Source organism: Streptomyces cyaneochromogenes (assembly GCF_003963535.1).
Classification (GTDB): Bacteria; Actinomycetota; Actinomycetes; order Streptomycetales; family Streptomycetaceae; genus Streptomyces; species Streptomyces shaanxiensis.
The window spans coordinates 898,209-914,424 of record NZ_CP034539.1 but is presented as its reverse complement, the minus strand read 5'-3'; the positions used below and the strand labels follow the sequence as shown (position 1 = coordinate 914,424).

The following is a 16,216-nucleotide window of genomic DNA, read 5'->3' as shown; positions in this document are numbered from 1 at the left end:
GGGGAGGCTGACGGGGCCCGGGCTCATCCGGGGTGACGTGCGGTCTCCCCAACCCCCTTGGCCAGGAGCGTGTCGTCAGTGCCCCGGCGCCGGGCCGCTGCTGCGGCGGACCACCAGGTCGACCGGGACCAGCGAGTCGACCCGCAGCGGCTCGTCGGTGCCGTCGAGCCGGTCCAGCAGCAGGCGCAGCGAACGGGTGCCGATCTCGGCGAAGTCCGTACGGACGGTGGTCAGCGGGGGCAGGAAGTGCGCGGCCTCGGGGATGTCGTCGTAGCCCACGACGCTGACGTCGCCGGGGACGGAGCGTCCGGCCTCGTGCAGGGCGTGCAGCAGGCCGAGGGCCATCTGGTCGTTGGAGGCGAACACGGCCGTGACGTCCGGGTGTCCTGCCAGTTGCCGCCCCAGCTCGTAGCCGGAGTCGGCGCTCCAGTCGCCGATCAGCGGGGCCGGGACCTCGACCCCGGCCGCCTCCAGACACGCCTGCCAGCTGCCCGTCCGGTGATCGGCCGAGGTCCAGCCGGTGGGACCCGCGATGTGCCACACGGTGCGGTGGCCCAGTCCCAGCAGATACTCGACGGCCTTGCGGGCTCCGGTTCGCGAGTCGCCGGTGACCTGCTGGGCGTCGGTGTCGAGGCCGTTCTCCAGCACGACCAGCGGGGTGTCGAGGCGCGTGTCCGCCAGCGTCTTGCCCACCCACAACTGCGGGGCGATGGCGATCACGCCGTCCGCGCCCTCGGCCGACAGCCGGTTCACCGCCTCGACCACCGTGTCGGGCTCGGCCGTGTCCAGCGCGATCGAGCTCAGCAGGTAACCGGCCTCCTGGGCCGCGGTGTTGATCGCGGTCAGGATGCTGGCGGGGCCGTAGCGGGCGGCGTCGAAGGAGATCACGCCGAGCATCCGGGTCCGCCCGCTGGCCAGCGACCGGGCGCTGCGGCTCGGCCGGTAGCCCAGCGTCCGCATGGCCGTCAGGACCGTCTCGCGGGTCTCCGGCCGCACCGACGGATGGTCGTTGAGGACGCGGGAGACGGTCTGCTTGGAGACCCCGGCCAGCCGCGCCACGTCGTCCATCACGGGCCGCGCGCCCGCGAAGTTCCGTCTGCTGCGCCCTCTCGGAGCGGAGCCGTCGGCGGAGCTTCGGGTCATGATGGCTGCTTCCTCGACGTCGGCACGGCGGTGGCATCCCGCCCCGGCAGATGCCCAGCATAGGCAGGCGCACGGGGCGGGATCCCGCACAGGCGCCGCCTCAGCCCGACCGGACCGACCAGGTACGGCCGACGACCCACTCGGCATGCGTCACGGCGGCCGTCCGCGCCGCGTCACCGGCGCCCCGCGGCACGTACACCTCGGCATCGGCGTGCAGCGGCAGCACCCGCACCCGCAGCGTCGCCCCCGCCGGGAGCCGTCCGATGTCCCAGACCCGCCCCGAGAAGAACTGGTCGGCGACCAGCCTGTCTCCCACGTACGCCCGCCCCACGTCCCCGCTCCACCGCAGCCGCAGCACACTCCCCGCCGGGAGATCCTCCGGTACCTCGACGAGGTACTCGGCGGCCACCGTGTCGAACCACTTGTCCGCCGGCGCGCTCGCGCGCCCGAGCACACCCGTCGCGGGCCCGGGCGCCGGACCCGCGGGCCGGCCCAAGGTCACCGCCGCCTCGGGAGCGGCACCGCCGCCGGTCCCGACGCCGTAGCGGACGACCACCCCGTCCGTCTCGCCGGCCACCGTCTCCCCGTCCACCACCAACGGCTGCTCCGGCGCGGGCAGCACGGCGAACGACGACCGTTCGGCAGCGCTGTGCACCCGTACCTCGTCGCCGTCGAACACGACCCCGTCCGCGCACAGCACGAGCCGCTCGGCGCCCCATGCCGCGCCCCGGTAGACGGTACGAGCCGTCGCCGCGTCCAGCACCAGCAGCCCGACCCGCCCGCCGTCCGCCGTCTCGACCTCGACCAGCGCGTCGGTGCCCGGCCGCAGACCGCTCACCAGGATCCGGCCGTCGAGGTCGACGATGTCCCCGGTCGGCGCGCTGACGGACGCCACCGTGCCCGCGGCCAGGGCGAGTTCGGGCGCGATGTCGTCGGTGGCGGCAAGTACCAGGACCGTGCGTCCGTCCAGGTCGACCGTGCACACCGGCTGTGCGGTCGCCCACTCCAGCCGGACACCTGCGACGTCGAGCCGCAGCGGCCAGCAGAAGTACGCACCCGCGGGCACGGTCACCGGTGCACTGGGCAGCGTCAACGCCGGGGAACCGCCCGGGAGTTCGACCGTGAAGGAGGTGTCCGGGTGATCCGGCAGGGGCTCGTGCGGCTGGTGGTTGTTGACGAAGAGGAACCCGGTGGTGCCGTCGCCGCGCACGGCCCAGCGCAGGGTCTCCCGGTCGTGCTGTCCGTCGGGGAGACGCTCCGGAAGTACCGACTCCATCGGGGCGAGGAGGTGGCCGAAGTCGGCCAGCATCAGGTGCTGGAGGCGGAGTTCGTCGTACGAAGGCCGGTACTGGCCGTACTCGCCGAGCGGCGACTGGAAGTCGTACGTCAGGACGGGCAGGTCGTTCGGGTAGGCGGTGGCGTGGGACTCCTGGAGGGTGGTCCGCTCGCCGAGCGGATTCGTGCCGCCGTGGAACATGTAGTAGCCCTGCCACACCGTGCCACAGCCGATCTTGGTGAGGCCGAGCGCGCCGATGTCGGCGGCGTCCAGGTGCGGCCGCCGGTGGTAGGCCACCGCCATGCCGCCGCCCAGCTCGCAGGTGGCCCACGGGAATCGGTCCGCCAGGGCGTCCGGGTCACCGCCCCGGACGGTGGTCGGGCGCAGATCGGCGCCGATGCCCTCGTCGTCGCGCTGGTGGGTGAAGAAGAAGTGCTTGCGACAGGTGTCGGGCCAGCCGCCGTCCGCCTCGGTCCAGAAGGCCTCGGGGTAGCCGCCGTACAGGGGGAGCAGTTCGTCGGGCGGGAGCTGGACGCCGCCCCACGCGGTCGACGTCCACATGGGCGCGCTCAGTCCGGCCTCCTTCGCCATCCGCTTCAGCGTGAGCAGGTGACCGGGCTGGTCGTAGAGCTCGTTCTCGATCTGGATGGCGATGATCGGGCCGCCGTGGCCGCGGTCGAGGCCGTGCAACTGCTCGGCGATGGCGGCGAACCAGGCGCGCACGGGCTCCAGATACGCCGGGTCGTCGGTGCGGGGGGTGCAGTCGCGGGCCAGGAGCCAGTCGGGCAGGCCGCCGCCCCGCACCTCGGCGTGGGACCACGGTCCGATGCGGGGGATGAAGTCCAGGCCGTGACGCGCGCACAGCTCGGCGAAGCGGCGCAGGTCGCGGTTGCCGTCGAAGCGGACGCGGCCCTCGATCTCCTCGTGGTGGATCCAGATGACGTAGCTGGCGACGGCGTTGACCCCGCCCGCCTTCATCTTCAGCAGTTCCTCCTCCCACTCGCCTTCGGGGCAGCGGGAGTAGTGGAACTCGCCGGAGACCGGGAACCAGGGACCGCCCCCTCGGGTGAGCCAGCGGCTGGTGACCTCGACCGGGTCGCGGACGCCGGGCGCGTCGGTGAAGGGGAGGTGGCCCGTCAGCGGAGGGGCGGCGGGAGTGGGAGCGCGCAGCACGTGCATCACCAGGTGTTCTCCGGGCCGAGGTCGGGGGCGTCGGTGAGCTGGATCCGGGCCGCGGTGGTGCCGTGGAGCTCCAGGAGGACCAGGTCGTTGGTGCCCGGACGCAGCACCGGGGCGGGGACGTAGAGGGTGCGCTGCGGGCCGCGGTTCCAGTAGCGGCCCAGGTGGAAGCCGTTGACCCAGGCCTGTCCCTTGGTCCAGCCGGGCAGGGCGAGGAAGGCGTCGGCCGGGGTGTCGACGTCGAACGTGCCGTGATGGAAGGCGGGTTCGGCGGCCGTGGGTGTGTCGGACGGGGCGTACGGCAGCGCGCTCAGGTCGTCCAGGGGCAGGGGGTGGCAGTCCCAGCCGTACAGGGCGGTGCCGTTGAACGCGACGGGGCCGAGCAGGCCCTTGGGGGCACCGATGCGCGGGCCGTAGTTGACGCCGCCCATGTTCTCGACGAGGACCTCCAGCGTGGCCCCGGGGTGCGGGACGCGGACGGGCAGGGTCTCGTCGTGGCGTTCGCGTTCCAGTACGCCGACGGGGGCGCCGTCGACGAAGACCTGCGCGCGGTCGCCGACACCGCCGGCGAAGTGCAGAAGGCCGTCGCCCGCCGCGTCGAAGGTCGTGCGGTAGAGGGCGTAACCGGTCTGCACGTCCAGGTCGTTCATCGTCGCCGGGTGCTCGGTGCGGACGGGTTCGGAGAGGGCCTTCACATGGGTCAGCAGCGGCGCCCGGCGGTTCAACTCGACGGCGCGGGGCGGGAGTTTGGCAGCCGGTGCGGGTGCGGGCTCCTCGGGGACCGGTACGTGGCGGGCGATGACCTCGCGGAAGGCGTGGTACTTGGGGCCGGGGTCGCCGCACTCGGTGAGGGCGGCGTCGTAGTCGTAGGACGTGATGGTGGGCTCGTAGGCGTGCTTGTGGTTGGCGCCGTTGGTGAAGCCGAAGTTGGTGCCGCCGTGGAACATGTAGATGTTGACCGAGGCACCCGCGGACAGCAGACGGTCCAGGTCGGCGGCCGCGTCGGCGGCGTCCCGCACATGGTGGGGTCCGCCCCAGTGGTCGAACCAGCCGATCCAGAACTCCGCGCACATCAGCGGGCCTTCGGGCCGGTGCCGGCGCAGCTCCGCCAGGTTCTGGTCGACGCGGCTGCCGAAGGTGGCGGTCGCCAGGACACCGGGGAGGGTTCCGGCGGCCAGGTGCTCGGGGTTGGCCTGGTCGCAGGTGAAGAGCAGCTCCTCGACGCCCCTGGCCCGGAAGGCCTGTTCGACGTGGATCATGTAGGCCTTGTCGTTTCCGTAGGCGCCGTACTCGTTCTCCACCTGCACCGCGATCACCGGCCCGCCCGCCGCGGCCAGATACGGCAGCAGCGGAGGCAGCAGGAGGTCGAGGTAGCGGTCGAACGCGTCGGTGAAGCGCGGGTCGCTGGAGCGCAGCCGGATGTCGGGGTCCGCGATCAGCCAGGAGGGCAGGCCGCCGTCGTCCCACTCGGCGCAGATGAACGGCCCCGGGCGCAGCAGGACGTGCAGGCCCTCGTCACGGGCGAGGCTCAGATAGCGGGGCAGGTCCAGGAAGCCGTCCAGGACGAGGGGCCCCTCGGGATCGGGCTGGTGAAGGTTCCACGGCACATACGTCTCCACCGAGTTGAGCCCCATCAGACGGGCCTTGCGCAGCCGGTCGGCCCACTGGTCGGGGTGGATCCGGAAGTAGTGCATGGCGCCGGAGACGATCCGGAACGGCTCGCCGTGGAGCAGGAAACCGTCGGAGGACGCAGTCAGAGCGGACACGCGGGAGTTCCCTTCGGTTCTGGCGTATGGGGGTGCGGCTTGTGGGTTTGGTGGTGCGGCTCGGCGGGGGTCGGGGGGTGCGGTTCGCGGGCTCGATGGTGCGGCTCAGCGGGGCGGGCGGTGGGGCTCACCGGGATCGGTGATGTGGCCCTCGGGATCGGGTGGCCCGGATCAGCCACAGGACCGCTGCCAGGCACAGGGCCGAGACGGTGCCCAGCACGAGCGGGACGCTGCGGACGCCGGACCACTCGATGGCCTTGCCCAGCGCGGGGCCCGCCACCACCCCGCCGACCATGGAGGCGGCGATGACGAGGGCGCCGGCCCGACGGGCCCGCAGGGCGGCCCGATGGAGCCAGGGCAGGCCGGTCGGGAAGATCGGCGCGATGAACAGACCGACACCGGCGTAGGCGTACGGGGCCGGCCCCGGAATCGCCGCGAGCAGCAGACACACCGTCATGCCCGCGCACGAAACGGTGATGATGGCCTGCGCCGAGAAGCGCAGTGCGATCGGGGCGACCAGGAAGCGGCCCACGGTCATCATCAGCCAGTACACGGATGTCGCGGTGGCCGCGAATCCGGCGCCGTAGCCGACGGTCTCCAGATGGGTCGGCTCCCAGCCGCCGACACCGGCCTCGATACCGACGTGCAGCACGTACAGGGCGACGAACACGGCGAGTACGGAGCCGAGACTGCGGGCGAGGACCTGGCCGCCGTAGGACTCGGCGTGCGTCTCGGACGGCTGCGGGGCCCGGTCGCGCACGCCGCGCAGGCACAGCAGCAGCGGCAGGTCGGCCAGCGCGAAGCTCAGGAACACGGCGGGGTAGTGCGCGGAGCCGACCAAGCCGATGACGGCCGGGCCGAGGATCGCGCCGATGCCGAAGTGGGCGTTGAGGATGTTCAGCATGGCGGTCGAGCGGTGGCCGAAGCCCACGGCGAACAGCTGGTTGAGGCCGTAGTCGATGCCGCCGAAGCCGAGCCCGGCCAGCAGGGCCATGGTCAAGGCGACCGGCCAGTTCGGGGCCAGCGCGAAGCCGGCCGCGCCGACGGCCATCAGCAGATACGAGGAGCCCAGGATCCGCCGGTTGCCGGCCCGGCCGTAGAGGCGGTCGAAGAGCAGCACGCCGGCCACGCCGCCCACGAAGTGCGCGCTCAGCCCGAGGCCGGCGGCCGACGGGGACAGGCCGAACTCCTCGCGGAAGCCCGGGATCGCCGGGCCGTACAGGGCCTGGAGGGCGCCGATGAGCATGAAGCCGACGCAGGAGGCGACCACGGCGGCGGGGCTGAAGACCCGTGGGTGCGGGGGTGCCGACGTCACTGTCATGAGGCTGGATGTTACCGGTAACATCGCGCGCCCCGTCAAGATCTGTGCGCCGCTCTTCGGTGGTGAGACACCGGCGTTGGGGAGGGTGACGAGTATCTGGAATTTCTGGACTGCCAGTACAGACGCTGGACATGTAGTCTAGAAGTCGGCTTCGGTGAACGGATCGCCGAAGCCTGAGCGGACGGGGAGTGTGCGATGGCGGCCGAGCAGGCCCGGGAATCCGAGCGGGACGCGATCGTCGCCGCGCTGGCGCCGGTCGTCGACGGGCTCGTGGCGACGTTCGGGCCGATGTGCGAGGTCGTCCTGCATGATTACCGGCGGCCGGAGGAGTCCGTGGTCGCCGTGGCCGGTTCGGTGACCGGACGGGCCGTGGGCGGGGCGATGAGCGAGATCGGCATGCGGATCGTCGCGCGCGGCGACGAGGCGGGCGACGAGCTGAACTACGTCACCCGGACCCGCGGCGGCAAGCTGGTCAAGGCGTCCACGATGGTGCTGCGGGACTCCACGGGAACGGTGTTCGGCGCCCTGTGCGTCAACCTGGACGTCACCGCCGTGGGCGACGCGCACGCCCTGCTCGGCGCCCTCGCCGGCATCGGCGGCACCCCGGCCGACGTGCCGGTCACCACCTTCGGCAACGACATCGACTCCGTCGTCGACGCCATCCTCGACGCCCACCGGCTCCGGCAGAACGGCAGCTGGTCCGCTCTCGACCGCGCGCAGCGACTGGAGCTGTTCCGCGGCCTGGACGAGCAGGGCGTCTTCGCCGTGCGGCGCGCGATCGAGCAGGTCGCGGCGCGGCTCGGTATCTCCCGCGCCTCCGCCTACAGCTATCTGTCGCAGGCGCGCGCCGAGGCCCGGGCGATGACGGACCGGGCCACGACCGACACGACATCTCCTGGAGGACACGCGTGACGACCACCACCCCGCCGATCACCCTCGACGACGTCCGCGACGCCGCCACACGGCTCAAGGGCGTCGCACACCGCACCCCGGTACTGCGCTCGCGGACCCTCGACGGACTCGTCGGCGCCGAGGTCTTCCTCAAGTGCGAGAACTTCCAGCGCGTCGGCGCCTTCAAGTTCCGCGGCGCCTACAACGCGGCGTCCCGGCTGGGCCCGGAGCAGCTCGCCCGGGGCATCGCCGCCTATTCCTCCGGCAACCACGCCCAGGCCGTCGCGCTGGCCGCCCGGGAGCTCGGCACCAGCGCCGTGATCGTCATGCCCGAGGACGCCCCGCCGTCGAAGCGGGCGGCGACCGTCGGCTACGGCGCCGAGATCGTCACGTACGACCGCTACTCCGGCGACCGCATCGCGATCGGGCAGGCCCTCGCCGCCGAGCGCGGCCTCGCCCTCATCCCTCCCTACGAGCATCCGCACGTCATCGCGGGGCAGGGCACCGCCGCTCTCGAACTCCTGGAAGAGGTGGGGGAGTTGGGCGCGCTGATCACCCCTGTCGGCGGGGGCGGGCTCATGGCCGGCAGTGCCACGGTGGCCAAGGGCCTGCACCCGGAGACCCGGATGATCGGCGTCGAACCGGAGGCCGGCGACGACACCAAGCGCTCCCTGGAGGCTGGGCGGCGCATCAGCATCCCGGTGCCACGCACCATCGCCGACGGTCAGGCCCTGCACACACCCGGCGAGCTCACCTTCTCCGTCAACCGGCGGCTCGTCGACGCGATCGCGCTGGTCAGCGACGACGAGATCCGGGAGGCGATGCGGTTCGCCTTCGAACGCCTGAAGATCGTGGTCGAGCCGAGCGGCGCCACCCCGCTGGCCGCTCTGCTCACCGGCCGGGCGGGTCCCCTTCCGCGCCGGGTCGGCGTCATCATCTCCGGCGGCAACGTGGACACCGAGCGGTTCGCCGAACTCTGCGGGAAGCGGACCTGAGCGGGCGTCGACCGAATGGCGTCCCCAGGTGGCCGGGCGGACGATGGAGGGGTAGGGGGTCGGCCGCCGACGGCGGTGCCCAGGGCCGCCGGGGGGCCGGCCCCGGTCGCGGTGAACCGCGGCCGGAAGGGAGCGCGTCATGTTGGAAGTGAAGCCCCTCGAAAAGCCGGACGAGCGGCGTGATTTCCCCCGCGGCCACCTGGAAGCCGTCCACATGACGGATCTCGACTTCGCCGTGGCGACCTTCGAGCCCGGCTGGCGCTGGTCCGAGTCCGTGGGCCCGATCGCGGGCACCGAGAGCTGTCAGATGCACCACAACTGCTACATGGTCCAGGGCCGTATGCACATCCGCATGAACGACGGCGGCGAACAGGAAGTCGGCCCCGGCGACGTCTTCGTCTGCTCACCCGGGCATGACGCCTGGGTCGTGGGCGACGAGCAGGTCGTGGTCTATGACTTCCAGGGCCAGACGGCGAGGGAGTACGCGAAGCAGAAGTAGCGCCGGTCGACCCGCGCCACCACCTCAGAGCCTGTGAACCGGCTCTCAGACGGTGACGACGACCTTCGCGCGCGCGTGCTCCACCTCCAGGTACCGGATGGCCTCGGCCGCCTCGCTCAGCGGATACGTCCGCTCGACGACCGGGGCGATCTTCCCGGACTCGGCCAGCTCCCGCAGCGCCGCGAGGTTCGCCCTGCTCTGCAGCGCCGAGATCTCGAGCAGCCGCTGGTGGCGGGCGAAGGGCGCCACCAGCCGCCGCTTGAGGAACAGTCCCATCGGCCCGACGAAGCTGCCGCCCTCGTACACCCCTCCGCCGGAGAGCACCAGCGTCCCCGTGGGTGTCAGCACGCGCCGGAACTCCCCGAGCGAGCGGTTGCCCACCAGGTCCAGCACCACGTCGTACCGCTCCGCGCCCCGGGTGAAGTCCTCCCGCGTGTAGTCGACGACCCGGTCCGCGCCCAGTGACCGGACCAGGTCCAGGTTCCGTGTGCTGCACACGGCCGTCACCTCGGCGCCGTACGCCTTGCCGAGCTGCACCGCGAACGTGCCCACGCCGCCCGAGGCCCCGTTGACCAGGACCGTCTGGCCCTTCCGCACCCGGGCGACGTCCCGCAGGCCGATGAGCGCGGTGTTTCCCGCCAGGGGTATCGCCGCCGCCTGTTCGAAGGTGAGGTTGGCCGGCTTCGGTCCCACCTCGCCGTCCCGCGCGCACACGTACTCCGCGAACGCGCCGTCGGCCTCCCCGTACACCTCGTCGCCCGGCTCGAGCCCCGTGACCCCGGAGCCCACCGCCTCCACCCGGCCGGCGAAGTCCCGGCCCCGCACACGTGTCCTCGGCCTGCGCAGGCCCATCATGCCGCGGCCGAGCAGGGGGTCGCCGCGCATGAAGTGCCAGTCGTACGCGTTGACCGAGGCCGCGTGGACCCGCACCAGCACCTCGCCGGCACCCGGCACCGGCCTGTCGATGTCCGCGAACTCCAGCGTGTCCGCCGAGCCGTACCGGTCCTGCACCACTGCCTTCATGAGACCCCCTCCGCTCTCGACGAGCCTAGGAAATCCCCCTCGAGCGGACCATCAGGGATGAACCCTGATTTTCTCCGGGGTCCGGCCCTCCCCTTGCCCGGAGGAAACCGAACGGTTTACGCTCCTCGTCATGGGAAACCGATCGGTTTCCGAAAGTCGAGATTGTCGAGGGGTCCCCCATGACCGCCATCGAAGGTTCCGTAGCCCTGGTCACCGGCGGCAGCCGCGGCATCGGCCGCGCCCTGGTCGCCGCGCTCTACGAGCGGGGCGCGAAGAAGGTGTACGCCACCGCCCGCGACCCGCGCACGGTCACCCACCCCGACGCCGTGCCGCTCGCCCTGGAGGTGACCGACCCCGCGTCCGTGGCGGCCGCCGCCGAGCAGGCCCAGGACGTCACCCTGCTGATCAACAACGCGGGTGCCTCGGTGAACGCGAACTTCCTCGACTCGCCCGTCGACGACGTCCGCCGCGAGTTCGAGACCAACTTCTACGGACCGCTCCTGGTCACCAGGGCCTTCGTCCCCGTCATCGAACGCAACGGCGGCGGCCACATCCTCAACGTCCACTCCGTGCTGTCCTGGATCGGCCTCGCCGGCTCCTACAGCGCGTCCAAGGCCGCCTTCTGGTCGCAGACCAACTCGCTGCGCCTCGACCTGAAGCCGCGCGGCATCGACGTCACCGGCCTGCACGTCGGGTACGTCGACACGGACCTGACCGCCGGTATCGACGCGCCCAAGTCCACGGCCGAGGGCGTCGCGGACCAGGCCCTCGACGGGATCGCCACGGGTGCCTTCGAGGTGCTGGCCGACGACCTCACCCGGCAGGTCAAGGCCGGGCTGGCCGCCGATCCGGCCGCCCTCTACCCGCAGCTCGCCGCCGCCTGATCACTCACCGATCACACCGGCAGCAGGCGCGCCACCAGCGCGCTGAGCTGCCGGGCGGTGCGGCACTCGTGCATCTCGACCAGCTCGGCGTAGGCGGGCGCGGCGGAGTCGCCCGTGCCCCAGCGGGAGTGCTGCTCGGGGTTCAACCAGTAGACGCGACGGGCCCGTTCGGCGATCTGGCGTACCGCCGGGAGGTTCGGGTCGCTCATGTTGGTACGGGCGTCCCCGAGGACGAACACGGTCGTGCGCGGGCCGACCGCCTCGGCGTACCGTTCCGCGAACTCGCCCAGCGCCATGCCGTAGTCACTGCTGCCGTGATAGCCCGTGACCGTGGCATCCGCCTCGATGCGGGCGCTGAGCCCCTCCGGGTCGGCGGTGCCGCGTTCGAGCAGCCCGGTCACCTCGTCGATCCGGTTGACGAAGGCGAAGACGCGCACCTTGCTGAACTGGTCGTGCAGCGCCTGCACCAGCAGCATCGTGAAGTCCGAGAAGCCGGACACCGAGCCCGACACATCGCACAGCAGCACCAGTTCGGGGCGCACGGGACGCCGTCTGCGCAACACCGGCTTCATGGGCACCCCGCCCGTCGACAGCGACCCGCGCAGGGTCCGCCGCAGATCGATCGACCCCCGGGAGGCACGGCGACGACGGGCCGCGAGCCGGGTCGCGAGTTTGCGGGCGAGCGGCTGCACCGCCCTGCGCAGCTCGGCCAGTTGGGCCTTCCCGGCGAACAGGAAGTCGACCCGGTCGGCGGTCGGCCGCACCGCCCGCCGGGCGATCTCGTCCCGCCCCCGCCGCTCCGCGACCCGGCGCCGCGCCTCCAGGGCCACCAGCGCCCGGAACGCCTCGATACGCTGCCGGATCTCGTCCTCCAGCAGCCGGTCGGCGAACCCCGAACTCCCGCCCCGCGCGCGGACCTCGTCACGGACGCGGGCCAGCAGGGTCTGCGGGCGCAGCCGTTCGAGCGCCTGGTACGACGACCAGCCGTCCGACTCCGGCGAGGAACCGTAGCCGCCGAAGCCGTCGACGGCCTCGACCGCCAACTGACCCATCATGGCCTGGTCGTTGACGGCCAGCGCGGCGGCGAGCCGGTCACGCAGGTTCTCCCGCCCCGCCGACTCTCGCTCCGGCGCGCCGACACCGCGCGGAAAGTACAGGTCGAAGACCGGGTCGAACACCTGCCGTACGCCGGTGCCGTGCAACAGCGTCGCCGCCAGGCCCTCGCGCAGCTGCTCCCGGTCGGCGAGGCCGAGCACCTCGATGGCCCGCCCCGCGTCCACCGTCTCGCTCGTGCCGATCCGGATGCCGTGCGCGCGCAGCGCCCCGACGAGCGAGGTCAGCCGCTCCGCGACGCCCGCGGGCGTGGTCACAGGGCGTCCAGGTCGAGCTTGGCGGTCGCTTTCAGGACGTCGTCCTGGTGCTTGAGGAGAGCGCCGAGGGTGTCCCGTACGACCGTCTCGTCCAGCGTGTCCGCGCCGAGCGCGAGCAGCGTGCGGGCCCAGTCGATGGTCTCCGCGACCGACGGCACCTTGCGCAGGTCCATCGCCCGCAGCGCGCCCACGACCCGGACGACCGAACGGGCCAGCGTCTCGTCGAGCCCCGGCACCTTCAGGCGTACGATCCGGCGCTCCAGCTCCTCCTCCGGGAAGCCGATGTGGAGGAACAGGCAGCGGCGGCGCAGCGCCTCGGACAGTTCGCGGCTCGCGTTGGAGGTGAGCACGACGAACGGGCGGCGCGTCGCGGTGATGGTGCCCAGCTCGGGGACCGTGACCTGGAAGTCGCTGAGCACCTCCAGCAGCAGGCCCTCCACCTCGACGTCCGCCTTGTCGGTCTCGTCGATCAGCAGCACCTTGGGGTCGTCGCCCCGGATGGCCGTCAGCAGCGGCCGGGTGAGCAGGAACTCCTCGCTGAAGATGTCCGTGCGCGTCTCGTCCCAGGACTCGTCGCGGCCCGCGCTGATGCGCAGGAGCTGCTTGGCGTGGTTCCACTCGTACAGCGCGCGGGACTCGTCGACCCCCTCGTAGCACTGCAGCCGGACGAGCCGCGCCCCGGCGACCTCGGCTACGGCCTTGGCCAGCTCGGTCTTGCCGACCCCGGCCGGGCCCTCCACCAGGAGCGGCTTGCCGAGGCGGTCGGCGAGGAAGACGGTGGTGGCCACGGCGGGCGAGGCGAGGTAGCCGGTCTCGGCCAGACGTGCGGAGACGTCGTCGACGGATGTGAACAACGGGGCCTCCAGCTCAATGTCTAAGCGCTTGTTCAGCGATGATGTCACGAGCGGCCGGTCGACCGGAAGGCGATATACCGATCGGTTTCCTCCCGCTTGCCGGCGAGGTAACCTCGCGTGCATGGCCACAACAGACAAGGCGTCCACCAGGGACCGTCTCCTCGACGCGGCGGCCGAACTCTTCTACCGAGAGGGTGTCTCCATCGGCGTCGAGGCGCTGTGCCGGACGGCCGGGGTCTCGAAGCGGTCCATGTACCAGCTCTTCGCGAGCAAGGACGAGGTCCTCGCGGCGAGCCTGGAGCGACGGCTGCCGGCCTACGAAGCCCGGCTGGCGTCCGGCGCGCAGGACGCCGGCACGCCCCGCGAGCGGATCCTGCATGTCTTCGAACGGCTGGAGAAGGCGTCCACCGAACCCGCCTACCAGGGCTGCCCGTATCTCGCCGCGCTGGTCGAGCTGAAGGATCCGCAGCACCCGGCGAGTGTGGTCGCCCGCGTCGCGAAGGAGCGGCTGCAAGGTGTCTTCCGTGAGCGGGCCGCGGAGGGCGGGGCGCGGGATCCGCAGCTGCTCGCCCGCCAGCTGATGCTGGTCTTCGACGGGGCCAGCGCGCGAGCGGGGGCCGGGATCGAGACGCTGGACGGGCTGGCGGTGCCGACGGCGACGGCGCTGCTGGACGCGGCCGGAATGAGCTGACACGGGAACCCGAATGAGCTGATACGGGAACTGAATGAGCCACACGGGAAGAGGCGGCCACCGCGGTGACCGCCCCTCGCCCCACCTGTGGTCACGAGGCCACCGCGACCGCCCCGACCGCCGGAGTGCGCAGCACGCGCCGGGCCGTGACCAGGCTCGTCCCCAACGTCACCGCTGCCCCGATCGCGACGACGGCGGCTCCGATGCCGTAGACCGCACCCGGCAGCACCCCGTCGCTGCGGACCACGGTGAACGGGACGATCCCGGCCAGCGCGGCGAGCACCCCGAACAGGACTCCGGTGACGGTGAGGATCGCCGTCTCGGTGCCGACCGCCCCGAGCACCTGACCCGGGGTCGCCCCGGCCAGGCGCTGCTGTCCGAACTCCCGGCCCCGGTAACTCGTCGCCGCGTAGAGCGAGTTGACCAGCATCACGCAGACGAACACCACGATGATGCCGACGACCGTGAAGTTGAGCGTCTCCAGGTTCTTGGCGTCGACCGACTTCGTCAGACCCGAGGCCTCGACGGCGTCGCTCTCCACCGCCTGCATGGTGAGCGTGGCCGTGGCCACCGCCGTGAACAGGATCAGCGACATCAGGATCCCGGCCGGCTGCCCCGCCCGCTCCCGCAGATTCCGTACGGCCAGCCAGCCGCTCGCCCCACTCAACCGCAGCCGGTCCAGCACGCCTTCCAGCAGCCGCGGTGCCATCAGCGCGAACCCCACCGACAGCAGGATCGCCCCGTAGGCGGGCGGCGCCATCAGAGCAGCGTCCGTCGCTGAGAACACGAAGGTGGACGACGCCGACACCGCACCGGCGACCAGCGCGGCGTACGCGAGGAACCTTCGTGCCCCGCCCCGCTTCTCGTGCCCGCGGGTCGCGCGCCGTACGGCGAGGAAGGCGGCGCCCGCCGACGCGAGCAGCGTGATGTCGATGCCCGTCATGAGCGCGATCGGGCCGAAGGAGTGGTCGACGGACCCCGCGACCTGGCCGCTGTCCTGGAACACCTCCAACAGCGCCCGGCCGCCCAGCATCGCCGGACCGATCGCCAGGACCGCGCCCACCAGGCCCACGACCACCGCCTCGCCCACGACCATCCGCTTCAGCTGCGCCGGAGTCGCCCCCGAGCAGCGCAGCAGCGTCAACTCGGCGGTGCGCTGACGGACGTTGACGGTCAGGGCCGAGGCGACGGCGAAGAAGACCAGCAGGGTGCCGTAGCCTCCGACGACGCCCGCGGCCGTGGACAGCGTTTCCGAGCTGGTCGAGTCGACACCGTCCTGAGCGGCCGTGTCGTGCATCGAGTTGAACGTCATGATGATCGCCGCGCCCAGGAACGCGCACAGCAAGGTGGCGAGGAACCGTCCGGGGCGGTGCCGAATCGACCGCATGGCCAGCATGAACATCGCTCACACCCCCATCGCCACGTTGTCGCCCAGGTGCGCGAGGCGTTCGGCCACCGCGTCCGGGGTCGGCGCGTCCAGCCGGCCCGCCAAACGGCCGTCGGCCAGGAACAGCACCGAGTCGGCGTAGGAGGCGGCCACCGGGTCGTGGGTCACCATGACCAGCGTCCGGCCGTGCACACGCACCGCCTGCTGGAGCAACCGCAGCACCTCGCGCGCACTGCGCGTGTCCAGGGCGCCCGTCGGCTCGTCCGCGAAGATCACCCGGGGCTCGGTGACCAGGGCGCGGGCGATGGCCACCCGCTGCCGCTGACCGCCGGACAACTGGTCGGGGCGGTGCCCGAGCCGGTCGCCGAGGCCCACGGAGGCCAGGACCTCCTTCGCCCGCTGCCGGTCGACGCGCTGCCCGGCGAGTTTGAGCGGCAGCACCGTGTTCTGGGCGACGGTCAGTGTTTCCAGCAGGTTGTACTGCTGGAACACGAAACCGATCCGGCCGCGCCGGAACTTCGTCAGCTCCGCCTCGCCGCCCCCAGTAAGCTCGGTGCCGTCCACGCGCACGATGCCGCTGTCGGGCCGGTCGAGACCGGCCGCGCAGTGCAGCAGCGTGGTCTTGCCGGAACCCGAGGGCCCCATCACCGCGGTGAAGGTGCCCCGCCCGAGACCGAGGGTGACCCCGTCCAGAGCGGTCACGGCGCTGTCGTGCGAACCATAGGTCTTGGTGACCTTGACCAGCCGGAGCGCTTCGGCGGCGGGTCCCTTGTCGTGCGTACGTCGCGAGCCTGCGCGAAACATCGTCATCACTCCCCGTCCGGCACTCCCTGTGCCCTGCCGACGAAGCTACGGAGCCGGCGGCTCGGCCACATTGGGCGCAGAACCCGTATTGCCGGGTGTACTCAGCGACACCATGGACGGGGGGTCGGTAGCC

14 protein-coding genes are annotated in these 16,216 nt (G+C 72.1%); 5 read left to right on the top strand and 9 right to left on the bottom strand.

Annotated features, from left to right (window positions below; all coding sequences use genetic code 11):
- Positions 1–75 precede the first annotated feature (75 nt).
- The 4 genes from EJ357_RS03780 to EJ357_RS03765 all read right to left on the bottom strand — a co-directional run bounded on the left by EJ357_RS03780 (position 76) and on the right by EJ357_RS03765 (position 6,685).
- The gene (locus EJ357_RS03780) at positions 76–1,143 is read right to left on the bottom strand and encodes a LacI family DNA-binding transcriptional regulator (RefSeq protein WP_126388593.1); all 1,068 of its coding nucleotides are present in this window, start codon (positions 1,141–1,143) and stop codon (positions 76–78) included.
- A gap of 100 nt (positions 1,144–1,243) precedes the next feature.
- Entirely contained in the window at positions 1,244–3,598 is a 2,355-nt protein-coding gene (locus EJ357_RS03775; protein ID WP_126388591.1) for a beta-galactosidase, read from the bottom strand.
- Positions 3,598–5,364, bottom strand: coding sequence for a glycoside hydrolase family 35 protein (locus EJ357_RS03770; protein WP_126388589.1), 1,767 nt, complete (start codon positions 5,362–5,364; stop codon positions 3,598–3,600). The genes EJ357_RS03775 and EJ357_RS03770 overlap by 1 nt, the downstream gene beginning before the upstream one ends.
- A 127-nt stretch (positions 5,365–5,491) precedes the next feature.
- A complete protein-coding gene (locus tag EJ357_RS03765; protein ID WP_126388587.1) occupies positions 5,492–6,685 on the bottom strand; it encodes an MFS transporter in 1,194 nt (397 codons plus the stop codon).
- Between the two features lie 195 nt (positions 6,686–6,880).
- Here EJ357_RS03765 and EJ357_RS03760 point away from each other — a divergent pair, with 195 nt between their 5' ends.
- The 3 genes from EJ357_RS03760 to EJ357_RS03750 all read left to right on the top strand — a co-directional run bounded on the left by EJ357_RS03760 (position 6,881) and on the right by EJ357_RS03750 (position 9,070).
- Positions 6,881–7,597 (top strand): helix-turn-helix transcriptional regulator, encoded by a 717-nt coding sequence (locus EJ357_RS03760; protein ID WP_126388585.1) that lies wholly within the window; start codon positions 6,881–6,883, stop codon positions 7,595–7,597.
- The gene (locus tag EJ357_RS03755; protein ID WP_126388583.1) at positions 7,594–8,571 is read left to right on the top strand and encodes a pyridoxal-phosphate dependent enzyme; all 978 of its coding nucleotides are present in this window, start codon (positions 7,594–7,596) and stop codon (positions 8,569–8,571) included. The genes EJ357_RS03760 and EJ357_RS03755 overlap by 4 nt, the downstream gene beginning before the upstream one ends.
- A 139-nt stretch (positions 8,572–8,710) precedes the next feature.
- Positions 8,711–9,070 (top strand): cupin domain-containing protein, encoded by a 360-nt coding sequence (locus tag EJ357_RS03750; protein WP_126388581.1) that lies wholly within the window; start codon positions 8,711–8,713, stop codon positions 9,068–9,070.
- Positions 9,071–9,115: 45 nt separating this feature from the next.
- On the opposite strand, the gene EJ357_RS03745 is transcribed toward EJ357_RS03750, so the two are convergent.
- Positions 9,116–10,093, bottom strand: coding sequence for an NAD(P)-dependent alcohol dehydrogenase (locus EJ357_RS03745; RefSeq protein ID WP_126388579.1), 978 nt, complete (start codon positions 10,091–10,093; stop codon positions 9,116–9,118).
- Between the two features lie 179 nt (positions 10,094–10,272).
- On the opposite strand from EJ357_RS03745, the gene EJ357_RS03740 reads away from it, so the two are divergent.
- Positions 10,273–10,977 (top strand): SDR family oxidoreductase, encoded by a 705-nt coding sequence (locus EJ357_RS03740; RefSeq protein ID WP_126388577.1) that lies wholly within the window; start codon positions 10,273–10,275, stop codon positions 10,975–10,977.
- A gap of 11 nt (positions 10,978–10,988) precedes the next feature.
- On the opposite strand, the gene EJ357_RS03735 is transcribed toward EJ357_RS03740, so the two are convergent.
- Both EJ357_RS03735 and EJ357_RS03730 read right to left on the bottom strand, forming a co-directional pair.
- Complete coding sequence (locus tag EJ357_RS03735) at positions 10,989–12,347, bottom strand: VWA domain-containing protein (RefSeq protein WP_126388575.1); 1,359 nt, start codon at positions 12,345–12,347, stop codon at positions 10,989–10,991.
- Entirely contained in the window at positions 12,344–13,201 is an 858-nt protein-coding gene (locus EJ357_RS03730; protein ID WP_126388573.1) for an AAA family ATPase, read from the bottom strand. The genes EJ357_RS03735 and EJ357_RS03730 overlap by 4 nt, the downstream gene beginning before the upstream one ends.
- A gap of 121 nt (positions 13,202–13,322) precedes the next feature.
- Here EJ357_RS03730 and EJ357_RS03725 point away from each other — a divergent pair, with 121 nt between their 5' ends.
- Positions 13,323–13,892, top strand: a complete 570-nt coding sequence (locus EJ357_RS03725; RefSeq protein WP_126388571.1) for a TetR/AcrR family transcriptional regulator — start codon at positions 13,323–13,325, stop codon at positions 13,890–13,892.
- A gap of 91 nt (positions 13,893–13,983) precedes the next feature.
- On the opposite strand, the gene EJ357_RS03720 is transcribed toward EJ357_RS03725, so the two are convergent.
- Together EJ357_RS03720 and EJ357_RS03715 are read right to left on the bottom strand one after the other, a co-directional pair.
- On the bottom strand, positions 13,984–15,294 hold the full coding sequence (locus EJ357_RS03720; RefSeq protein ID WP_126388569.1) for an FtsX-like permease family protein: 1,311 nt from the start codon (positions 15,292–15,294) through the stop codon (positions 13,984–13,986).
- 3 nt (positions 15,295–15,297) lie between these two features.
- On the bottom strand, positions 15,298–16,083 hold the full coding sequence (locus EJ357_RS03715; RefSeq protein ID WP_175647301.1) for an ABC transporter ATP-binding protein: 786 nt from the start codon (positions 16,081–16,083) through the stop codon (positions 15,298–15,300).
- Positions 16,084–16,216 lie beyond the last annotated feature (133 nt).